We start from the raw sequence: 18,929 nt of genomic DNA, 5'->3' as shown, positions 1-18,929 counted from the left end.
ATGTGCTCACGGACGGCACGCACCGGTCCAGGAGCACAGCGATTCGACACACGGCGACGACTTGGAGAACCTGGCGAACGAAACGCTCTGCAGCTCGAATAGCGGGCCTCAGTTGTGCGGTGGTTCCGGCCGGGCGGACAGGACAGTGACGCTTGCCGGTCGGGATGATCAGGTCGGGCTGGATCTGCTCGACGGACTCACCGTTCGCTCGGCGACGGAGCACGGTGTGCAGCGTGTTGTCGGTGATGACCGGCGGCCGGCCACCGTGCCTTCAGCATCCCGGCGTGAGCCGTTCGGGGAGCCAAACCCAGCGTCTCAAGGCGGACTGACGCGAACGGCCGCGAACAGCTCCGAAGCTCGCTCACAGGTGAGACAGGGCGCTTCAGCCACCCATCCTGAGCTGCTGGTTAGCCGCGCCTTAAGGCGGCCCTAACGAACACTGCCTTCAGCTTCCTGGGAGCGTCTCCTCGCAGGCTGTCGTGCCTGACCACGTGCGAGGCTCAGCCGCACGCGAGGGCACAACGAGGGCACAACGCGTTCGCCCAGCTTCAACGCCAGTCAACGCCAGGAAACGCCATTTCTCCTGGTCAGTGGCTTGACTTGACAGGCTTCGCAGTTGATGCGCGAAAGGGCGGCACCCCCGCACAGGGTGCCGCCCTCCTTGGTGCACCGGAGTCGCCCCCCATCGGTCTTGAGGGTCGGGGACAGGGGACGACTCCGGAGTTGCGTGGCCGTAAGGCCTAGCGGTGGTCGCTGCCCACCGAGGTGGAGGCCGCGCGGCCGGCCTCGAGGCGGGCGACCGGGATGCGGAACGGGGAGCAGGAGACGTAGTCGAGGCCGACCTCGTGGAAGAAGTGGACCGACTCGGGGTCGCCGCCGTGCTCGCCGCAGACGCCGAGCTTGAGGTCGGGGCGGGTCTCACGGCCCGCCTTGGCCGCGGCCGCGACCAGGGAGCCCACGCCGTCCTTGTCGATGGTCTCGAACGGGGAGACGCCGAAGATGCCCTTCTCCAGGTACGCCGTGAAGAACGAGGCCTCCACGTCGTCCCGGCTGAAGCCCCACACCGTCTGGGTGAGGTCGTTCGTGCCGAAGGAGAAGAACTCCGCCGCCTCGGCGATCTGACCGGCCGTGAGGGCGGCGCGCGGCAGCTCGATCATCGTGCCGATGGAGAGCTTCAGCTTCGTACCCGTCGCCGCCTCGACCTCCGCGATGACCTGGTCGGCCTCCTCGCGGACGATCTCCAGCTCCTGGACGGTGCCGACGAGCGGGATCATGATCTCGGCGCGCGGGTCGCCCTTGGCGTTCTTGCGCTCGGCGGCGGCTTCCGCGATCGCGCGGACCTGCATCGTGAACAGGCCGGGGATGACCAGGCCGAGGCGTACGCCGCGCAGGCCCAGCATCGGGTTCTGCTCGTGCAGGCGGTGCACGGCCTGGAGGAGACGGAGCTCGTTCTCGTGGGGCTCCTGGCGGGACTCCGCCAGGGCCACGCGGACCGAGAGTTCCGTGATGTCGGGGAGGAACTCGTGCAGCGGCGGGTCCAGGAGACGGACCGTCACCGGGAGGCCGTCCATCGCCGAGAACAGCTCGACGAAGTCCTTCTTCTGCAGCGGCAGCAGCTCCGAGAGGGCGGCCTCGCGGACCTCCTCGGTGTCGGCGAGGATCAGCTTCTCGACCATCTCGCGGCGCTCACCGAGGAACATGTGCTCGGTGCGGCACAGACCGATGCCCTGGGCGCCGAAGCGACGGGCGCGCATCGCGTCCTCGGCGTTGTCCGCGTTGGCGCGCACCCGCAGGCGTCGCTTGCGGTCGGCGAACGCCATGATCCGGTGCACGGCCTCGACCAGCTCGTCGGCGTCGTTGGCGCCCGCGTGCATCCGGCCCTCGAAGTACTCCACGACCGGGGACGGGACGACCGGGACCTCGCCCAGGTACACCTTGCCGTTGGAGCCGTCGATGGAGATCAGGTCGCCTTCCTCCACGACCTGTCCGCCCGGAACCGTCATACGGCGGCGCTTGGTGTCGACCTCCAGCTCCTCGGCGCCGCAGACACAGGTCTTGCCCATGCCGCGCGCCACCACGGCCGCGTGCGAGGTCTTGCCGCCACGGGAGGTCAGGATGCCCTCGGCGGCGATCATGCCGTCCAGGTCGTCGGGGTTGGTCTCCCGGCGGACCAGGATGACCTTCTCGCCGGAACGCGACCACTTCACCGCGGTGTACGAGTCGAAGACAGCCTTGCCGACCGCCGCACCCGGCGACGCCGCGATGCCCCGGCCGACCTGCTCGACCTTGGCCTCGTCGTCGAACTTCGGGAACATCAGCTGCGCGAGCTGGGCGCCGTTGACGCGCTGGAGCGCCTCCGCCTCGTCGATCAGGCCCTGGTCCACCAGCTGCGTCGCGATCCGGAAGGCGGCGCCCGCCGTGCGCTTGCCGACGCGCGTCTGGAGCATCCACAGCTGACCGCGCTCGATGGTGAACTCGATGTCGCAGAGGTCCTTGTAGTGGTTCTCCAGCGTCTCCATGATCTGCATCAGCTGGTCGTACGACTTCTTGTCGATCGACTCCAGCTCCGCCAGCGGGACGGTGTTGCGGATGCCCGCGACCACGTCCTCGCCCTGGGCGTTCTGCAGGTAGTCGCCGTACACGCCCTGGTGGCCGGAGGCGGGGTCACGGGTGAAGGCGACGCCCGTGCCGGAGTCCGGGCCCAGGTTGCCGAAGACCATCGAGCAGACGTTGACGGCCGTACCCAGGTCGTGCGGGATGCGCTCCTGGCGGCGGTACAGCTTGGCGCGGTCGGTGTTCCAGGAGTCGAAGACCGCGTGGATGGCGAGGTCCATCTGCTCACGCGGGTCCTGCGGGAAGTCCCGGCCGGCCTCGGTCTTGACGATCTTCTTGAACTTGGTGACCAGCTTCTTGAGGTCGGCCGCCTCCAGGTCCGTGTCGACCGAGACCTTCTTGGCGGCCTTCGCCGCCTCCAGGGCCTCCTCGAAGAGGTCCCCCTCGACGCCGAGCACGGTCTTGCCGAACATCTGGATGAGGCGCCGGTAGGAGTCCCACGCGAACCGCTCGTCGCCGGCCTGCTCGGCGAGGCCCTTCACGGACTTGTCGGAGAGCCCGATGTTGAGGACCGTGTCCATCATTCCGGGCATGGAGAACTTGGCGCCGGAACGGACCGAGACGAGCAGCGGGTTGTCGGCCTGGCCGAGCTTCTTGCCCATGCGGGACTCAAGGGCGTCGAGGTGCGCACTCACCTCGTCACGCAGTGCCGCGGGCTCCTCGCCACTGTCGAGGTAGACCTTGCAGGCCTCCGTCGTGATCGTGAAGCCGGGAGGAACGGGAAGCCCCAGGTTGGTCATCTCGGCGAGGTTCGCGCCCTTGCCACCCAGGAGGTCCTTGAGGTCCTTGTTTCCCTCGGTGAAGTCGTAAACGAACTTCGCTACGTGGGGTTCTTTGTTTTCCGACACGGTCTCGACTCCCTCGAGGACGCGGTGGCTGCCCTGACGGCGAGGAACATACCCAGATCGAAGGCGCCTGGGTACGTCTACTCACGCGTCATGCGCCTGTAACCACCCGTCCGCCAGTGGATCGAAAGTCAAGGCTTGGCAAGCCGCGACGGGCGGATGTTTTCACTTCTTGAACGCAAGAAGGTTCACAGGTGCGGTAAATCGCTCAGATGAGCGGTCATCCCGCACGTTTGATTTCGATCGATGAACGATCAAAGGGTGGCACCGAGTGCCACCCCTTGGAGAAGTGCAGCCGCTCAAGATCCGCTCATCTGAGCGCAACCCTTATCAAGGGTGGCGAGAATCACGCTGCCACAGCCGACGGGATTTCACCATGCGGACGTGCCCCGAGACGGGAAACACGGACGTCACACACCCAGCGCGAGCAGCCGTTCCTCCACCCGGGAGGGCGCGTACAGATGCTCCACAACCAGCGCCCCGGCACCCACCAGACCGGCCCGCTCCCCCAGCCGCGAGGTCACGACGTTCAGATGAGCGGTGGAGCGCGGCAGCGCCCGCTGGTACAGCAACTCCCGTACACCGGTGAGGAAGGGCGTCCCCGCCAGATCCCCGGCGATCATCAGCACCCCGGGGTTGAGCAGCGTCACGACCGTCGCCAGTACGTCCCCGACCTGCCGCCCGGCCTCCCGTGCCAGCGCCGACGCCCCCGGATGCCCGGACGCCAGCACGTCCCGCACATCCGAGCCGGACGCCGCAGGCACCCCGGTCCCGGCCAGCCGCCGGGCCACGGCGCCGCCACTGGCGACGGCGGCGAGGCAGCCGTACGAACCGCACCGGCACAGCGCGTCCGCGCCCGCCGGCACCCGGATGTGGCCGATGTCGCCGGCGCCCCCGTCGATGCCCCGGTAGATGGAGCCGTCGACCACGACCCCGGCGCCGATGCCGGTCGACACCTTGACCAGGACGAACGCCGAGCAGTCGGGGAAGCCCGTGCGCTGTTCGCCGTACGCCATGAGGTTGGCGTCGTTGTCGACCAGCACCGGGACCGGCGCGGCGCCGGTGGCCTCCGTGAAGGCCCTGGCCAGGCGTCCGGTTATGTCGTAGCCGTCCCAGCCGGGCATGATCGGCGGCTGGACGACCCGGCCGGTCCCGCTGTCCACCGGACCCGGCACCGCGAGCCCGATGCCGCCCACCTCGTCGGCCCGGCGCCCGGTCTTCTCCAGCAGCTCGGCGAACCAGTGCCCCAGCTCGCCCAGCACCACGTCCGGTCCGTCCTCGATGACCAGCGTGCCGGTGTGCTCGGCGAGGATCTCGCCGCGCAGGGACAGTACGGCGGCACGGGCGTGCCGGGTCTCCAGGTCGGCGGCGAGGACCACGGCGTGGGCGTCGTCGAACTCCAGGGTGATGGAGGGACGGCCGCCCAGCGGGGAGTCCACGGGACCGCCGGCGCCCTCGCGCAGCCAGCCGGCCCGGAAGAGGCGGTCGAGGCGCTGACCGACGGTGGCGCGGGAGAGGCCGGTGGCCTGCTGGAGCGCTCCGCGCGTGACGGCTCGCCCGCTCCGCACCAGTTCGAGCAGTTCCCCGGCACTCGCTTGGCCCCGTGCGCTCATGCACACCCCCTTGTGCTTCTCAACTCTGCATTACATATTGGGTTTTGCGTGTTAAATAGACGTAACCCTACGGTAGCCATGACCGAACCGGTCGGCCGGACGTCTTTCGGGGAGCCCCGAGTGGATCGCACTGCCCAGCTCACAGCCCGCCCCACGGAGCGTGACATTGCATACGATCCGCCTCCCGTGGCGGATTCACTGCACGTCAGGGCTGCCCGGGTGCTGGAGGACAACTGGACGGGCGCCTCGACGGTGCCCTCGCGCAGTCTGTATCCGCACCAGTGGTCCTGGGACTCGGCGTTCATCGCGATCGGCCTGAGGCACGTCTCGCCACTGCGGGCGCAGACGGAGCTGGAGACGCTGCTCGGCGCCCAGTGGGGTGACGGGCGGGTCCCGCACATCGTCTTCAACCCCTCCGTGCCGCTCGACGCCTACTTCCCGAGCCCCGACTTCTGGCGCTCCTCGACCGCGGGGCGCGCTGCGGGCGCCCCGCGCACCGTACAGACCTCCGGCATCGTGCAACCACCGGTGCACGCGCTGGCGGCCTGGCTGGTGCACCGCGCCGACCCGGGCCTGTCCCGGGCACGCGGCTTCCTCACCCGGATGTATCCCCGCCTCGCCGCCTGGCACCGCTACCTGCTGCACCGGCGCGACCTGGGCGCCGGCGGCCTCGCGTCCGTCGTGCACCCCTGGGAACAGGGTATGGACAACAGCCCCTGCTGGGACGCCCCGCTCTCCCGCGTCACCCCGGCCCCGGCCCGCTCCTTCCGCCGCGCCGACCTCGACCACGGGGCGGCCGAGGACCGGCCGACGGATCTGGACTACGGGCGGTATGTGCGGCTGGCGACGGACTACCGGGACGGCGGGTACGCGGACGGCGCCGGGGACTTCGCGGTAGAGGACCCCGCGTTCAACGCCCTGCTCATCGCGTCCGAGCACGCGCTGGCCGAGATCGCCCGGGAGCTGGGGGCGACGGGCACGGCCCGGCAGGCCCGCGCCGAGCGGCTGACGGCGGCGCTGATCGAGCGACTGTGGGACCCGGCGGAGGGCATGTTCTTCTGCCGGGACGTGCGCAGCGACGGACCGGTCGAGCCGTGGAGCGACGGGCTGAGCGAGAAGCGGAGCGACGGGCTGAGCGAGAGGCGAAGCGACGGGCTGAGCGAGAGGCGAAGCGACGGGCTGAGCGAGAAGCGGAGCGACGGGCTGGGCGAGAGGCGAAGCGACGGGTCGGCGGCAGGGGAGCCGATCCGCGAGCGCAGCGTCTCCGGCCTCGTCCCCCTCCTCCTCCCCACCCTCCCCCGCGACATCGCCGCCGCGCTGGTGCGGACGCTGGGCGGACCCCACTTCGGCCTCGGCGGCACGACCCGCCTCGTGCCGAGCTACGACCTGCTCGGCGAGGCCTTCGAACCGCACCGCTACTGGCGTGGCCCGGCCTGGTTCAACACGAGCTGGCTGCTGGAGCGCGGGCTCCGGCTGCACGGTGAGCGCGGCCGGGCCGACGCCCTGCGCAGGGCGATCCTGCACACCGCCGACGCCTCCGGGTTCGCCGAGTACGTCAGCCCGCACAGCGGCGACGCCTGCGGAGCCACCGGCTTCAGCTGGACCGCCGCGCTCACGCTCGACCTGCTGCACGACCACCCCGCGTGGGACACGAACGCCGTCAGGAAACTCAAGGGAGGGGACCGGGGATGACGGACCGCCATCATCTGCTCGTCTACGGGGGAACGTTCGCCGCCGTGGGCGACGGCGGGGACATCAGCGGCGTACGCGCCGCCGGCTCCCCTGAGGGTCTATTCGTACGGGACGCCCGGCATCTGAGCCGCTGGCAGCTCACCGTGGACGGCGCGGTACCGGAGGCGCTCTCCCCGGTCGCCGACGGGGACACGGCCCGCTGTGTCCTGGTCCCGCGCGGCGGCCGCAACGAGCCTCCGGCCTACACCCTCTTCCGTGAACAGGCCGTCGGGGACGGGTCGTTCATCGAGTCCCTGCGTGTGACGAGCAACCGCCCGGTGCCGACGACGATCCGCCTGGCGATCACCGCGGACGCCGACTTCACCGACCAGTTCGAGCTGCGCTCCGACCACCGCACGTACGCCAAGACCGGCGTCACCCGTTCCCGCCAGGTCCTGGACCACGGTGTGGAGTTCACGTACCAGCGAGGCGAATGGCGTTCGATCACCACCGTGACGGCCGACCCCGCGCCCGACGGCGTGGAGGAGACCGGCACCGGCGCCCGCCGCCTGGTCTGGACCCTCGATCTCGACCCGCACGGCACGGCGGAGCTGACCCTCCGGGTGATGGCCCGCCCGCACGGCGACAAACGCGCCCTGCGCGTCCCCCGCTCCCCCGCGGCCCTGTCCTCCCAACTCCTCTCCCAGGAGGGCGAGTTCGTGGAGGGCGTGGCCTTCCCGACCGGCTGGCCCGAGCTGGCCGCCGCCTGCGCCCGGGGCCTGGCCGACCTGGCCGCGCTCCAGGTCCCGGCGACGGGCCCGGACGGCGAGGAACTGCGCGTCCCCGCGGCCGGCGCCCCCTGGTTCCTGACCCTGCTGGGCCGCGACGCCCTCCTCACCTCGCTCTTCGCCCTCCCCTACCGCCCCCGCCTCGCCGCCGCCACCCTCCCCGCACTGGCCGCGACCCAGGCCACGGAGATGGTCCCCGAGTCCGTCGCCCAGCCCGGCAAGATCGTGCACGAGGTACGGCACGGCGAGCTGGCGCACTTCGGGCAGGTGCCGTACGGCCGCTACTACGGCTCGGTGGACGCGACGCCGCTGTTCCTGATCCTGCTCGGCGCATACGTGGAACAGACCGGCGACACAGCCCTGGCCCGCGCCCTGGAGCCCCACGCCCGCGCGGCGATCGGCTGGATGCTGGACCACGGCGGGCTGACCTCCCGCGGCTACCTGGTCTACCGCGCCGACCAGGGCGGCCTCGCCAACCAGAACTGGAAGGACTCCCCCGGCGCCATCTGCTCGGCGGACGGCACCCGTCCCGGCGGCCCCGTGATGGCGGCGGGCGCCCAGGGCTATGCGTACGACGCCCTGCGCCGCACGGGGTGGCTGGCCCGCACGGTGTGGCAGGACGAGACCTACGCGGCCCTCCTGGAACAGGCGGCGGGCGACCTCCGTGACCGTTTCCAGCGGGACTTCTGGATGCCGGAGCACTCCTTCCCCGCGCTGGCGCTGGACGGCGGGGGCCGCCAGGTCGACGCGCTGGCCTCGGACGCGGGGCATCTCCTGTGGTCCGGCCTGCTGGACAAGGAGTACGGCGAGGCGGTGGGCCGTCGCCTCCTCGAACCGGACTTCTTCTCGGGCTGGGGAGTGCGCACCCTGGCCTCCGGCCAGCCTGCCTACCACCCCCTCTCCTACCACCGCGGCTCGGTCTGGCCGCACGACAACGCGCTGATCACCCTGGGCCTGGCCCGCTACGGCCTGCACGACGAGGCCCGCACGGTGGCCCACGCCCTGGTCGACGCGGCGACGACCACCGGCCACCGGCTCCCGGAGGTCCTCGCGGGCTACGGCCGCGACACCCACGCGGAGCCCGTGCCGTACCCGCACGCCTGCGTCCGCGAGTCCCGCTCGGCGGCGGCCCCGCTGGCGCTGCTGACGGCGGTGGGCGGGGCCTAGACATCTTGTCCGCGGGCCTGTTGGCCTGCCGTTTGCCCAGCGTTTGCCGAGCGCTGGGGCACCGGAGCTGAACACCGACCGGGGGCCGGCCGTACGGGATGACGGCGGGCCCCCAGCCTCCCCAGCGAGGCCCGCCGCACCACTCCACCAGGGGCCTCGCACGGAAGGACCTTCGGGTGCCTGTCTTCACGCGCCTACGTCAACTACCCGGCAAGAAGAACACCTTGCCCGACGAGACGTCCCTCAGCGAGCCCACGCCGACCGACGCCGGCGACTCCCCGCAGGCCCCGCCCGAATCCGCCGCCGAGGAGGACACGGCACAGGAACCCGCCGCCCCCTCCGTCGAGACAGCAGCGCCCCACGACGACGCGGGCACCCACAGCGAGGACACCTCACAAGGACCACCCGCCCCCTCCGACGAACCCGCGGCAGCCGACAGCGGGGACGCACCAGACCCCGCCGACGAACCCGCAGTCGCCGACGGGAAGGGCTCCCCACAGGGGCCACCCGCACCCGGCGGCGAAAGCAGCACGGGTGGTGCGGGTGGGAACAGCGACACGGGCGAAGGCGCAGCCGAGCCCGGAGCAACGCCCCCCACCACCCGCGCCATCAGAATCAGGCGCGCCCTCCACTGGACGACCACCACCCTCGCCGCCGCCCTGATCCTCGCCGCCCTCCTCCTCCCCAACACCCTCCCCGCCCTGCAGCCGAACAGATTCACCCGCATCCCCGCGGAGGCGATCATCGGCGCAGTGGTCATGCTCGCCCTCCCCCGCCGCCCAAGACTCATCGCGGCAACGCTCTACGGCATCGGCCTCGCCGTACTCACCGTGCTGAACCTCCTCGACATCGGCTTCAACGAGTACCTCGGCCGAGGCTTCAACGCCGCCCTGGACTGGGACCTCCTCCCCGACGCCCAGTCATACGTCGCCGACACGATGGGCGGAGCCGTGGCCACCGGCGCTGCCATCGGCGGCGTCATCCTGATCCTGCTGCTGATGGCCCTGATGGCAGCCGCGACGATCCACCTCAGCACCCTCCTCACGGCGCACAAGGCGAGGGCCACCCAGGGGGCGCTCATAGCCGGCACGGTCTGGATCACCTGCACCGCACTCAACCTCCAGGCCTTCGGCATACCGATCGCCTCCGACCACGCCGCCGGCGCTCTGAGGACCCACGCACAGCGGACGGTGGACTCCCTGGAGGACGAGGCCCGGTTCGCCGAGGAGGCCAAGGCCGACACCTTCGGCAACACGCCCCCCGACCAACTGCTGCCGGACCTGCGCGGCAAGGACGTCGTCTTCACGTTCATCGAGAGCTACGGCCGCAGCGCCATCGAGGACCCGCTCATGGCCCCCGGCGTCGGCAGAACCCTCGACGCGAGCAACGAGGCCCTGGCCAAGGCGGGATTCCACGCGAGGAGCGGCTGGCTGACCTCGGCGACGTTCGGCGGCAGCAGCTGGCTGGGCCACTCCACGACCATGTCGGGCCTGTGGATCGACAACCAGCGCCGGTACCGCACCGTCACCGCCGGCGAGCACCTCACCCTCACCAAGGCGTTCCAGAAGACCGGAGCCTGGGACACGGTCGGAGTCATGCCCGGCGTGCAGAAGGGCTGGCCGGAGTCGAAGTGGTACGGCCTCGACAGGCTGTACAACGCCTGGCAACTGGGCTACAAGGGCCCGAAGTTCAGCTGGTCGACGATGCCCGACCAGTACGCCCTGGAGGCCTTCCAGCGCCAGATCCACGGCAAGAAGCACGACAAGCCGCTGATGTCCTTCGTCATCCTGACCTCCAGCCACCAGCCCTGGGCCCCGATCCCGAAGATGGTCGACTGGGAGGACCTGGGCGACGGCTCGGTCTTCGACGCGATCCAGAAGGCCGGGGAGAAGCCGGGGGACGTCCTCACCGACACGACGAAGTCCCGTGAGGAGTACGGCAAGTCAGTCGAGTACTCGCTGACCAGCCTCACGCAGTGGATGGAGCGCTACGGCACCGACGACACCGTTCTCGTCTTCCTCGGCGACCACCAGCCCATGGCCCGCGTCAGCGGCAACCACGCCAGCCGTGACGTACCGATCTCCATCGTCGCCAAGGACCCCAAGGTCCTCGACAAGATCGCCGACTGGAACTGGACGGACGGCCTCAAGCCCGCCAAGGACGCCCCGGTCTGGAGGATGAGCGCCTTCCGGGACCGCTTCCTGACGGCGTACGGCTCGACACCGCGCGCCTCGAACTAGTCAGCCCCCGGACGTGTCCAGCTCGGCGTCCTCGCCCACGCCCGCGCAGTCGTACGGGTCCTTCAGCCAGCCGTCCGGCAGCACCACCCGGTTGTTGCCGGACGTACGGCCACGGGGCCCGTCGGCTCCGACAGGCCAGGCCTGGTCGAGGTCCAGCTCGTCCAGCCCGGACCGGAGTTCGGCCAGCGACGACGTGACGGCGAGCCGCTTGCGCATCTCGGAGCCGACCGCGAAGCCCTTCAGATACCAGGCGACGTGCTTGCGGAAGTCGATGACACCCCGCGCCTCGTCCCCGATCCACTCGCCGAGCAGCGTGGCATGCCGGACCATGACGTCGGCGACCTCGCGCAGGCCGGGACGCGCGCCGTGTCCGTCAGTGCCTCCGGTACTGGCTTCGTCCCGCCCCTCGAAGGCGGCGACCAGGTCCGAGAACAGCCACGGCCGCCCCAGGCAGCCACGCCCGACGACCACTCCGTCGCACCCGGTCTCCCGGACCATCCGCACCGCGTCCTCGGCCGACCAGATGTCGCCGTTGCCGAGCACGGGGATCTCCGGGACGTGCTCCTTGAGCCGCGCGATGGCGTCCCAGTCGGCGGTGCCGCCGTAGTGCTGGGCGGCCGTACGGCCGTGCAGCGCGATGGCCGTCACGCCCTCCTCGACGGCGATCCGGCCGGCGTCGAGGTAGGTGATGTGATCGTCGTCGATGCCCTTGCGCATCTTCATCGTGACCGGCAGGTCACCGGCCCCGCTGACCGCCTCCCGAAGGATCGCCCGCAGCAGGTTCCGCTTGTACGGCAGCGCGGAGCCGCCGCCCTTGCGCGTCACCTTCGGCACCGGGCACCCGAAGTTCAGGTCGATGTGGTCGGCCAGGCCCTCCTCCGCGATCATGCGGACGGCCTTGCCGACGGTGGCCGGGTCGACGCCGTACAGCTGGATCGAGCGCGGCTTCTCGGTCGCGTCGAAGTGGATCAGCTGCATGGTCTTCTCGTTGCGCTCGACCAGCGCCCGGGTCGTGATCATCTCGCTGACGAACAGCCCCTTGCCGCCGCTGAACTCCCTGCACAGCGTGCGAAAGGGCGCGTTCGTGATCCCGGCCATCGGGGCCAGGACGACGGGCGGCTGCACGGTGTGCGGGCCGATCGGCAGGGGCGGGGCGACGGGCGAGACAGCGGGCGGGGCGGTCATGGACATCCACCCATTCTCACGTACCGGACCGGGTGCGGCGAAATTCATTAGTTAGGCATACTATTCAAGGATGCCGGAGCTCAGCCCTCGCCGCCGACTGCTGGTCCTTGCGATCTGCTGCATGAGCCTGTTGATCGTGAGCCTCGACAACACCGTGCTCAATGTCGCCCTGCCCGCCCTGCAGCGCGACCTCGACGCGAGCACGTCGGGCCTGCAGTGGACGATCGACGCGTACACCCTCGTCCTCGCCTCGCTGCTGATGCTGGCCGGCTCCACGGCGGACCGGATCGGCCGCAAGCGCGTCTTCATGGCGGGCCTGGTCATCTTCACCATCGGCTCGGCGCTGTGCTCCCTCGCGCCGAACCTCAACGCTCTGATCGCGTTCCGGATGGTGCAGGCGGTGGGCGGTTCGATGCTCAACCCGGTCGCGATGTCGATCATCACCAACACCTTCACGGACCCCCGCGAGCGCGCGCGGGCGATCGGGGTGTGGGGTGGCGTGGTCGGCCTCTCCATGGCGGCGGGCCCGCTGGTCGGCGGGCTGCTGGTGGAGTCGGTCGGCTGGCGGTCGATCTTCTGGGTCAACCTGCCGGTGGGCCTGGCGGCGCTCCTCCTCACCCTCCGCTACGTCCCCGAGTCCCGCGCCGCGCGGGCCCGCCGCCCCGATCCGGTCGGCCAGGTGCTGGTCATCGCGCTGTTCGGCGCACTGACGTACTCGATCATCGCGGCGCCGACGGCACCCGCGTCCGAGACCCTGCTCCTCGGCAGCGTGGCCGTGGCCGCACTGATCGCCCTCCTGATCTACGAGCCCCGCCGCGCCGAGCCCCTCATCGACCTGCGGTTCTTCCGTTCGGCACCGTTCAGCGGGGCCACGGTGATCGCGGTCAGCGCGTTCGCGGCGCTGGGCGGGTACCTGTTCCTGTCGACGCTGTACCTCCAGAACGTGCGGGGGCTGGACGCCCTGCACGCGGGACTGTGGATGCTGCCGATGGCAACGCCGATGTTCCTGTGCGCACCCCTGTCGGGTCGGCTCGTGGGCACCCGGGGGCCACGGCTGTCGTTGCTGATCGCCGGCACCGCGATGACCCTGAGCGCGGCCCTGTTCGCCCTCTTCGACGCCGAGACGTCCAACGCCACGCTGATCCTCGGGTACGCGATGTTCGGCATCGGCTTCGGATTCGTCAACGCGCCGATCACCAACACGGCGGTCTCCGGAATGCCGCGCGCGCAGGCCGGGGTCGCGGCGGCCGTCGCGTCCACGAGCCGGCAGTTGGGGCAGACGCTCGGGGTGGCCGTGGTCGGTGCCGTGCTGGCGGCCGGGGTGTCGGTGTCGTCGTACCGGCAGACGTTCGTCGACGCCGCTGTGCCCGGCTGGTGGATCCTCACCGGGTGTGGACTCATGGTCCTGATCGTGGGCGCGGTCACGAGCGGGCCGTGGGCTCGGCGTACTGCTGAACGTACGGCTGAGCGGCTGGAGTCGGTGGAGGTTCGCGACGCGTCCCGGGTCAGTGCGTAGGGCTGCGGCTAACGGCCGGTGGGGGCTGGTCGCGCAGTTCCCCGCGCCCCTGCGAGGGCGATCTCGTGCAGCTTCTCCAGTCGTTCCCTCGACTCCTCGTCCGCCGGCACGTACGTCACCATCCTCGGCCCCACCTCCGGACTCAGCCACAGGTCCGTGTGGTCGACGACCACCCGCCCCACATGACGGTTGAGGAACTCCTTGCGCTTGCTGCGGTGAGACACCACCTCGTGGCGGTCCCAGGCCTCGCAGAACCGCGGGGACTCCGCACGCAGCCTCTTCAGCAGCATCTTCCAGGCGGGCTCGGCCAGGTGGCCGGCCATCGCGGCGCGGAAGCGGGCGGCCATGAGGCGTTGGACCTCCTCCAGGTGCACGATCGACGACTGCCACTCCTCGTGCGTGTACGACAGGATCAGGCAGTTGCGGTCCTCGGGCGGCACCGCCTCCAGGTCGCACAGCAGCAGACCGTAGGTGCGGTTGTGGGCGAGGATGTCGTAGCGGCTGTTCTGCAGACAGGCCGGGTACGGCTCCAGTTGCTCCAGGACGGCCCGCATCGCGGGCGTCACCGACGGGCAGGTCGTCGCCGGAGTCGGATCCACCGCCCCGGCCAGCTGGAAGAGGTGGGAACGCTCGCTGGGGTCGAGCATCAGCGTGCGGGCGAGCGCGTCCAGGACCTGGACGGAGACCTGGATGTCCCGCGCCTGCTCCAGCCACGTGTACCAGGTGACGCCCACGGCGGCGAGCTGGGCCACCTCCTCGCGGCGCAGGCCCGGGGTGCGGCGCCTGCGGCCGCGGGGCAGGCCGACCTGCTCGGGGGTGATGTGCTCGCGGCGGTGGCGCAGGAAGGCGGCGAGTTCGTGGCGCCGGATCGCCGACGCGGCGACGGGGCGGGGAGCTTCGGTCGCCGTTTCCTCGGCCATGGTCGTCATTCCTCCAGCCTGCCGCTCCCCGGATCCTGTTTCCAGGTGCTCCCGCTACCAGGATAAGGACACTCTGGTACCCGTCTCGGAGCGGGCACAGGCTGTTGACCGTGACCGAAACCATCACTTCACGCAAGGCCCCGGCCATCGCGGCACCACCGTCGCTCGGCGGCCTCGGACTCTTCACGGTGCTGCTGGGCGCGGCACTTCCGCTCATCGACTTCTTCATCGTCAACGTGGCCCTGCCCACCATCGGCCACGATCTCGCGGCGAGCGAGGCCGTGCTCGAACTCGTCGTCGCGGGCTACGGGTTGGCGTACGCCGTGCTGCTCGTCCTCGGCGGGCGGCTCGGTGACCTGTTCGGCCGGCGGCGCCTCTTCCTGGGCGGCATGGCGGCGTTCGGGCTGACCTCGCTGGCGTGCGGGCTCGCGCCCAGCGCGTGGACGCTCGTCGCGGCGCGGGTCGCACAGGGCGCGGCGTCGGCGGCGATGCTGCCGCAGGTGCTGGCCACGATCCAGTCGGCCACGAGCGGTCAGCGCCGCGCGAAGGCCATGGGCCTGTACGGCGCGACGGCCGGTCTGTCGATGGTGGCCGGGCAGATCCTCGGCGGCGTGCTCGTCGCCGCGGACATCGCGGGCACCGGCTGGCGCTCGGTCTTCCTCGTCAACGTCCCCGTCGTCCTCGTCGGCCTCTTCCTGGCCTCCCGCGCGGTCCCGGAGACCCGCTCCCAGCGCCCCGAGCCGCTGGACGGACCCGGCACGGTCCTGCTCGCCGTCTCCCTCCTCGCGTTGCTGGCCCCGCTCACCGAGGGCCGGGCGGCGGGCTGGCCGCTGTGGACGTGGCTGTCGCTGGCGGCGTTCCCGTTCACGGCGGGGGCGTTCTACGCGGTGGAGCGCAGGGCGGACCGGGCGGGGCGCACTCCGCTCGTACCGCCGAGCCTGTTCGAGCTCACGTCCCTCCGGCGCGGGTTGATCATGATCGTGCCGTTCTCGATCGGCTTCAGCGGCTTCATGTTCGTGATCGCGGTGGCGTTGCAGCAGGGTGCGGGACTCGGCCCGGTCGCGGCGGGACTGGCGCTCGTGCCGATGGCGGTGGTGTTCTTCTTCGTCTCGCTGGCCGGTCCCCGGCTGGTCGCTCGCTACGGCACCCGTGTCGTGACCGCCGGTGCGGCGATCCAGGGGGTGGGCGTGGCGCTGATGGCGGTGGCCGCCTGGCGCTTCTGGCCGGACTTCGGCTTCGTCGAGCTGCTTCCGGGCGCGGCGATAGCCGGTGCCGGGCAGGCCCTCCAACTCCCGGTCATCTTCCGGATCGTCCTCTCCGAGGTGCCGGCCGCGCGAGCAGGCGTGGGCAGCGGGGTGATGATCACGACCCAGCAGTCGTCGCTGGCTCTGGGTGTGGCGACGCTGGGCACGCTCTTCCTCTCCCTGAGCTCGACGATGGGCATGGGCGACGCCCTGGTCACCACGCTCCTGGTCCAGATGGCCGGAGTGGCGCTGACAGGCCTGCTCAGCCTGCGTCTGCCGCGCACGATCGGCTGACCCCCCGTTGAGATCATCCGGTGAGGGTGTGGCCACAGGTTGGTCAACTCGCCGGGGAAAAGTCCCTGTTGATGTTGGTCTTGCTGCACACTCCTTGCTGCGCACGGCTGCTCCCGGCCGGGCACGCGGACTCGATGTCCTCGGACGCTGGAGGCGTCATGCTGGAGATCAACACGAGCAAGGTGAGCCGCTGGGACCACCACGGACGCGAGCACGTCGTGCGAGTACAGCGCAAGGGCGCGCAACGCACGATCAGATGCGACACCTGCGGCTGGCGCAAGAACGCCCAGTTCCTGCCCTGGCTGAAGGCGGAGGAACACCTGGCGGAGGCCCACCAGGCAACGGTGGACCCGACGGACGCCCAGTCCGACCGATGACCCACGCCCGATGACCGGCATCCGCCGGTACCACCCCGGGGACCGGGCGGCCGTCGAGGACATCTGCGTCCGCACGGCCCACGAGGGCGGCGACAGCCGGCCGCACTACCGGGATCCAGGCATCTTCCCGGCGGCCTTCGCGCTCCCGTACGTCGCCCTGGAACCGGATCTCGCGTTCGTCCTGGACGACGGGACGGGCCGGGCGGTCGGCTACATCCTGGGCACCGCGGACACCCCGCGCTTCGTGACGGCCTTCCGCACGAAGTGGCTGCCCGTGGCCGCCCGTCGCCGCCCCGAGCCGCCCGATCCCCCGACCACCCCGGACGAGCGGATGCTCGGCCTGCTGCACCACCCGGAGCGCATGCTCGTCCCGGAGGTCGCGGCCTACCCGGCCCACCTCCACATCGACCTGCTTCCCGCGTGGCAGGGCCGGGGCCACGGCCGCGCGCTCATGCGCACCCTGCTGCGGGCCCTCCACGACCAGGAGGTCCCGGCCGTCCATCTCTCCATGGTCACGGCCAACACCCCGGCCAGGGCCTTCTACGATCGCCTCGGCTTCCACGAGATCGACGTCCCGGATCCGGGCCCGGTCACCTACCTCGGACGCACGACCGGTGAACCGGACCGCCTGTGACGGCTCAGCCCCGAGCCCGCAGCCCCCGCATCAACAGGTCCACGACCGCCTCGAACTCCCCCTCCACCCCGGGCTGTTCCCACTCCCCCGCGAAGTGCGGGTCGTGGAAGCGGTCGGTCGCGCGGAAGAGGGCGAACGCCGTGGTGGCGGGGTCCTCGGTGGTGAAGGCGCCCGCTTCGGCGCCCGTGCGGACGATCTCGGTGAGCTGGCCGGTGAGTTCGGCGATGTGTTCGCCGACGACCGTTTCGACGGTCTCGGTGGTCAGCACCGAGTACGTGGCGAAGAGCTCCGGGTCGTCGAACGCCTTGCGGCGCTTGGCGGCGAACAGGGCCGCGAGCCACTCGCGCACCCGGGTCTCCGGATCGAGGTCCGGGGCGGCCACGATGGCGGCCAGGATCCCCGTCGTCCGGTCCAGCCACCTCTTCGTCACCGCCTCCCGCAGCGCCGCCTTCGTACGGAAGTGCCGGTAGACGCTGCCATGGCTGACGCCGAGCGCGCGGGCCACGTCGACCACGGTGGCCTTGGCCGGGCCGTGACGGCGCAGCACCTCCTCGGTGGCTTCGAGGATGCGCTCGGCGGTCAGGGTCGTGGGCGTCTGCGACATGCCCTAGACCGTACCCGGCCCAGGACCCGGGGCCGGGGCCACTACTTGCTGCCCAGGTGCGCCATCTGCGCGGCCGGGTAGCGGTCGCCCGCCGCCGCGTCCGCCGGCACCGCCTCCTCGATCGCCGCCAGGTCGGCCGCGTCCAGCGTGACGTCCAGCGCGCCCAGCGACTCGGTGAGCCGCTCCCGGGTGCGGGCGCCGACCAGCGGCACGATGTCATCGCCGCGGGAGAGCACCCAGGCGATGGCGATCTGCGCGACGGAGACGCCCTTCTGCTCGGCGATCTTCCGCAGCGCCTCGACCAGGGTCAGGTTGTGCTGGAGGTTCTCGCCCTGGAAGCGGGGCGAGTAGGCGCGGAAGTCGTTCGCGGCGAGCTGCCGGTCCGGGGCGAAGTGGCCGGAGATCAGCCCGCGGGACAGCACGCCGTACGCGGTGATGGAGATCCCCAGCTCACGGGTGGTCGGCAGGACCGACTCCTCGATGCCGCGGGAGATCAGGGAGTACTCGATCTGGAGGTCGGCGATCGGCGCGGTCGCGGCGGCCCGGCGGATGGTGTCGGCGCCGACCTCGCTGAGGCCCACGTGCCGGACGTACCCCTTCTCGATCAGTTCCGCGATCGCGCCGACCGTCTCCTCGATCGGTACGTCGGGGTCGAGCCGGGCGATCCGGTACACGTCGATGTGGTCCACGCCGAGGCGCTGCAGCGAGTACGCGGCGAAGTTCTTCACGGCGGCGGGGCGGCCGTCGTAGCCGACCCAGCCGCCGTCCGGGTCGCGCAGCGCGCCGAACTTCACGCTGACCTGGGCCTGTTCGCGCAGCCCTGCGGGCGCGGCGCGCAGGGCCTCGCCGATCAGCATCTCGTTGTGGCCCATGCCGTAGAAGTCGCCGGTGTCGAGCAGGGTCACGCCGGCCTCCAGGGCGGCGTGCACGGTGGCGATCGACTCGGCGCGGTCCGCGTCGCCGTACAGCGCGGACATGCCCATGCAGCCGAGGCCGAGGGCGGAGACCTGGGGGCCGGTGGTTCCGAGGGAACGGGTTCGCATCGTCATGTCTTCCACCTTGCCCTAACAGCTGACAGATTTCAATATCTGTCAGCCCATACTTGTCAGCCCGCACTTGCCAGTCCCTACTTGCCGGCCCATGCACCAGCACTTGCCGGCCCATGCACCAACGTGGTCCAGACCTATTGACGAAAGGTCTGGACCACGAGCACTGTCA

At 70.9% G+C, this 18,929-nt stretch carries 13 protein-coding genes; 7 read left to right on the top strand and 6 right to left on the bottom strand.

All coding sequences use genetic code 11. The annotated features are described in order from the left end of the window. Positions 1–740 precede the first annotated feature (740 nt). Positions 741–3,461 carry a pyruvate, phosphate dikinase gene (gene ppdK, locus OHT51_RS28670; protein WP_328881794.1) on the bottom strand — a complete coding sequence of 907 codons (2,721 nt, stop codon included), beginning with the start codon at positions 3,459–3,461 and terminating at the stop codon, positions 741–743. Positions 3,462–3,868: 407 nt separating this feature from the next. Beyond that, a complete protein-coding gene (locus OHT51_RS28665; RefSeq protein ID WP_328881793.1) occupies positions 3,869–5,071 on the bottom strand; it encodes an ROK family transcriptional regulator in 1,203 nt (400 codons plus the stop codon). A 120-nt stretch (positions 5,072–5,191) separates the two neighbouring features. Here OHT51_RS28665 and OHT51_RS28660 point away from each other — a divergent pair, with 120 nt between their 5' ends. The 3 genes from OHT51_RS28660 to OHT51_RS28650 all read left to right on the top strand — a co-directional run bounded on the left by OHT51_RS28660 (position 5,192) and on the right by OHT51_RS28650 (position 10,937). Next, complete coding sequence (locus tag OHT51_RS28660) at positions 5,192–6,763, top strand: MGH1-like glycoside hydrolase domain-containing protein (protein ID WP_328881792.1); 1,572 nt, start codon at positions 5,192–5,194, stop codon at positions 6,761–6,763. After that, a complete protein-coding gene (locus tag OHT51_RS28655; protein ID WP_328881791.1) occupies positions 6,760–8,697 on the top strand; it encodes an amylo-alpha-1,6-glucosidase in 1,938 nt (645 codons plus the stop codon). Before OHT51_RS28660 ends, OHT51_RS28655 begins: the two co-directional genes overlap by 4 nt. 176 nt (positions 8,698–8,873) lie before the next feature. Further along, positions 8,874–10,937, top strand: a complete 2,064-nt coding sequence (locus tag OHT51_RS28650) for a sulfatase-like hydrolase/transferase (protein ID WP_328881790.1) — start codon at positions 8,874–8,876, stop codon at positions 10,935–10,937. Here the strand turns inward: OHT51_RS28650 and dusB are convergent, their stop codons facing one another. After that, positions 10,938–12,128, bottom strand: a complete 1,191-nt coding sequence (gene dusB, locus OHT51_RS28645) for a tRNA dihydrouridine synthase DusB (RefSeq protein WP_328881789.1) — start codon at positions 12,126–12,128, stop codon at positions 10,938–10,940. A gap of 64 nt (positions 12,129–12,192) precedes the next feature. Here dusB and OHT51_RS28640 point away from each other — a divergent pair, with 64 nt between their 5' ends. Continuing rightward, positions 12,193–13,638 (top strand): MFS transporter, encoded by a 1,446-nt coding sequence (locus tag OHT51_RS28640; RefSeq protein ID WP_328881788.1) that lies wholly within the window; start codon positions 12,193–12,195, stop codon positions 13,636–13,638. 8 nt (positions 13,639–13,646) lie between these two features. Here OHT51_RS28640 and OHT51_RS28635 read toward each other — a convergent pair whose 3' ends face one another. Next, complete coding sequence (locus OHT51_RS28635; RefSeq protein WP_328881787.1) at positions 13,647–14,567, bottom strand: helix-turn-helix transcriptional regulator; 921 nt, start codon at positions 14,565–14,567, stop codon at positions 13,647–13,649. 101 nt (positions 14,568–14,668) lie between these two features. On the opposite strand from OHT51_RS28635, the gene OHT51_RS28630 reads away from it, so the two are divergent. The 3 genes from OHT51_RS28630 (at position 14,669) to OHT51_RS28620 (ending at position 17,107) form a co-directional block, all read left to right on the top strand. Further along, the gene (locus OHT51_RS28630; protein WP_328881786.1) at positions 14,669–16,096 is read left to right on the top strand and encodes an MFS transporter; all 1,428 of its coding nucleotides are present in this window, start codon (positions 14,669–14,671) and stop codon (positions 16,094–16,096) included. 158 nt (positions 16,097–16,254) lie between these two features. Continuing rightward, positions 16,255–16,473 (top strand): hypothetical protein, encoded by a 219-nt coding sequence (locus OHT51_RS28625; RefSeq protein ID WP_328881785.1) that lies wholly within the window; start codon positions 16,255–16,257, stop codon positions 16,471–16,473. Positions 16,474–16,483: 10 nt separating this feature from the next. Next, the gene (locus OHT51_RS28620) at positions 16,484–17,107 is read left to right on the top strand and encodes a GNAT family N-acetyltransferase (RefSeq protein ID WP_328881784.1); all 624 of its coding nucleotides are present in this window, start codon (positions 16,484–16,486) and stop codon (positions 17,105–17,107) included. Positions 17,108–17,111: 4 nt separating this feature from the next. On the opposite strand, the gene OHT51_RS28615 is transcribed toward OHT51_RS28620, so the two are convergent. Both OHT51_RS28615 and OHT51_RS28610 read right to left on the bottom strand, forming a co-directional pair. Continuing rightward, complete coding sequence (locus tag OHT51_RS28615; RefSeq protein ID WP_328881783.1) at positions 17,112–17,711, bottom strand: TetR family transcriptional regulator; 600 nt, start codon at positions 17,709–17,711, stop codon at positions 17,112–17,114. Between the two features lie 41 nt (positions 17,712–17,752). Beyond that, positions 17,753–18,760 (bottom strand): aldo/keto reductase, encoded by a 1,008-nt coding sequence (locus tag OHT51_RS28610; RefSeq protein ID WP_328881782.1) that lies wholly within the window; start codon positions 18,758–18,760, stop codon positions 17,753–17,755. Positions 18,761–18,929 lie beyond the last annotated feature (169 nt).

It is taken from the genome of Streptomyces sp. NBC_00299, from assembly GCF_036173045.1.
Taxonomy (GTDB): Bacteria; Actinomycetota; Actinomycetes; order Streptomycetales; family Streptomycetaceae; genus Streptomyces; species Streptomyces machairae.
This window is presented reverse-complemented; position numbering and strand designations above follow the sequence as displayed.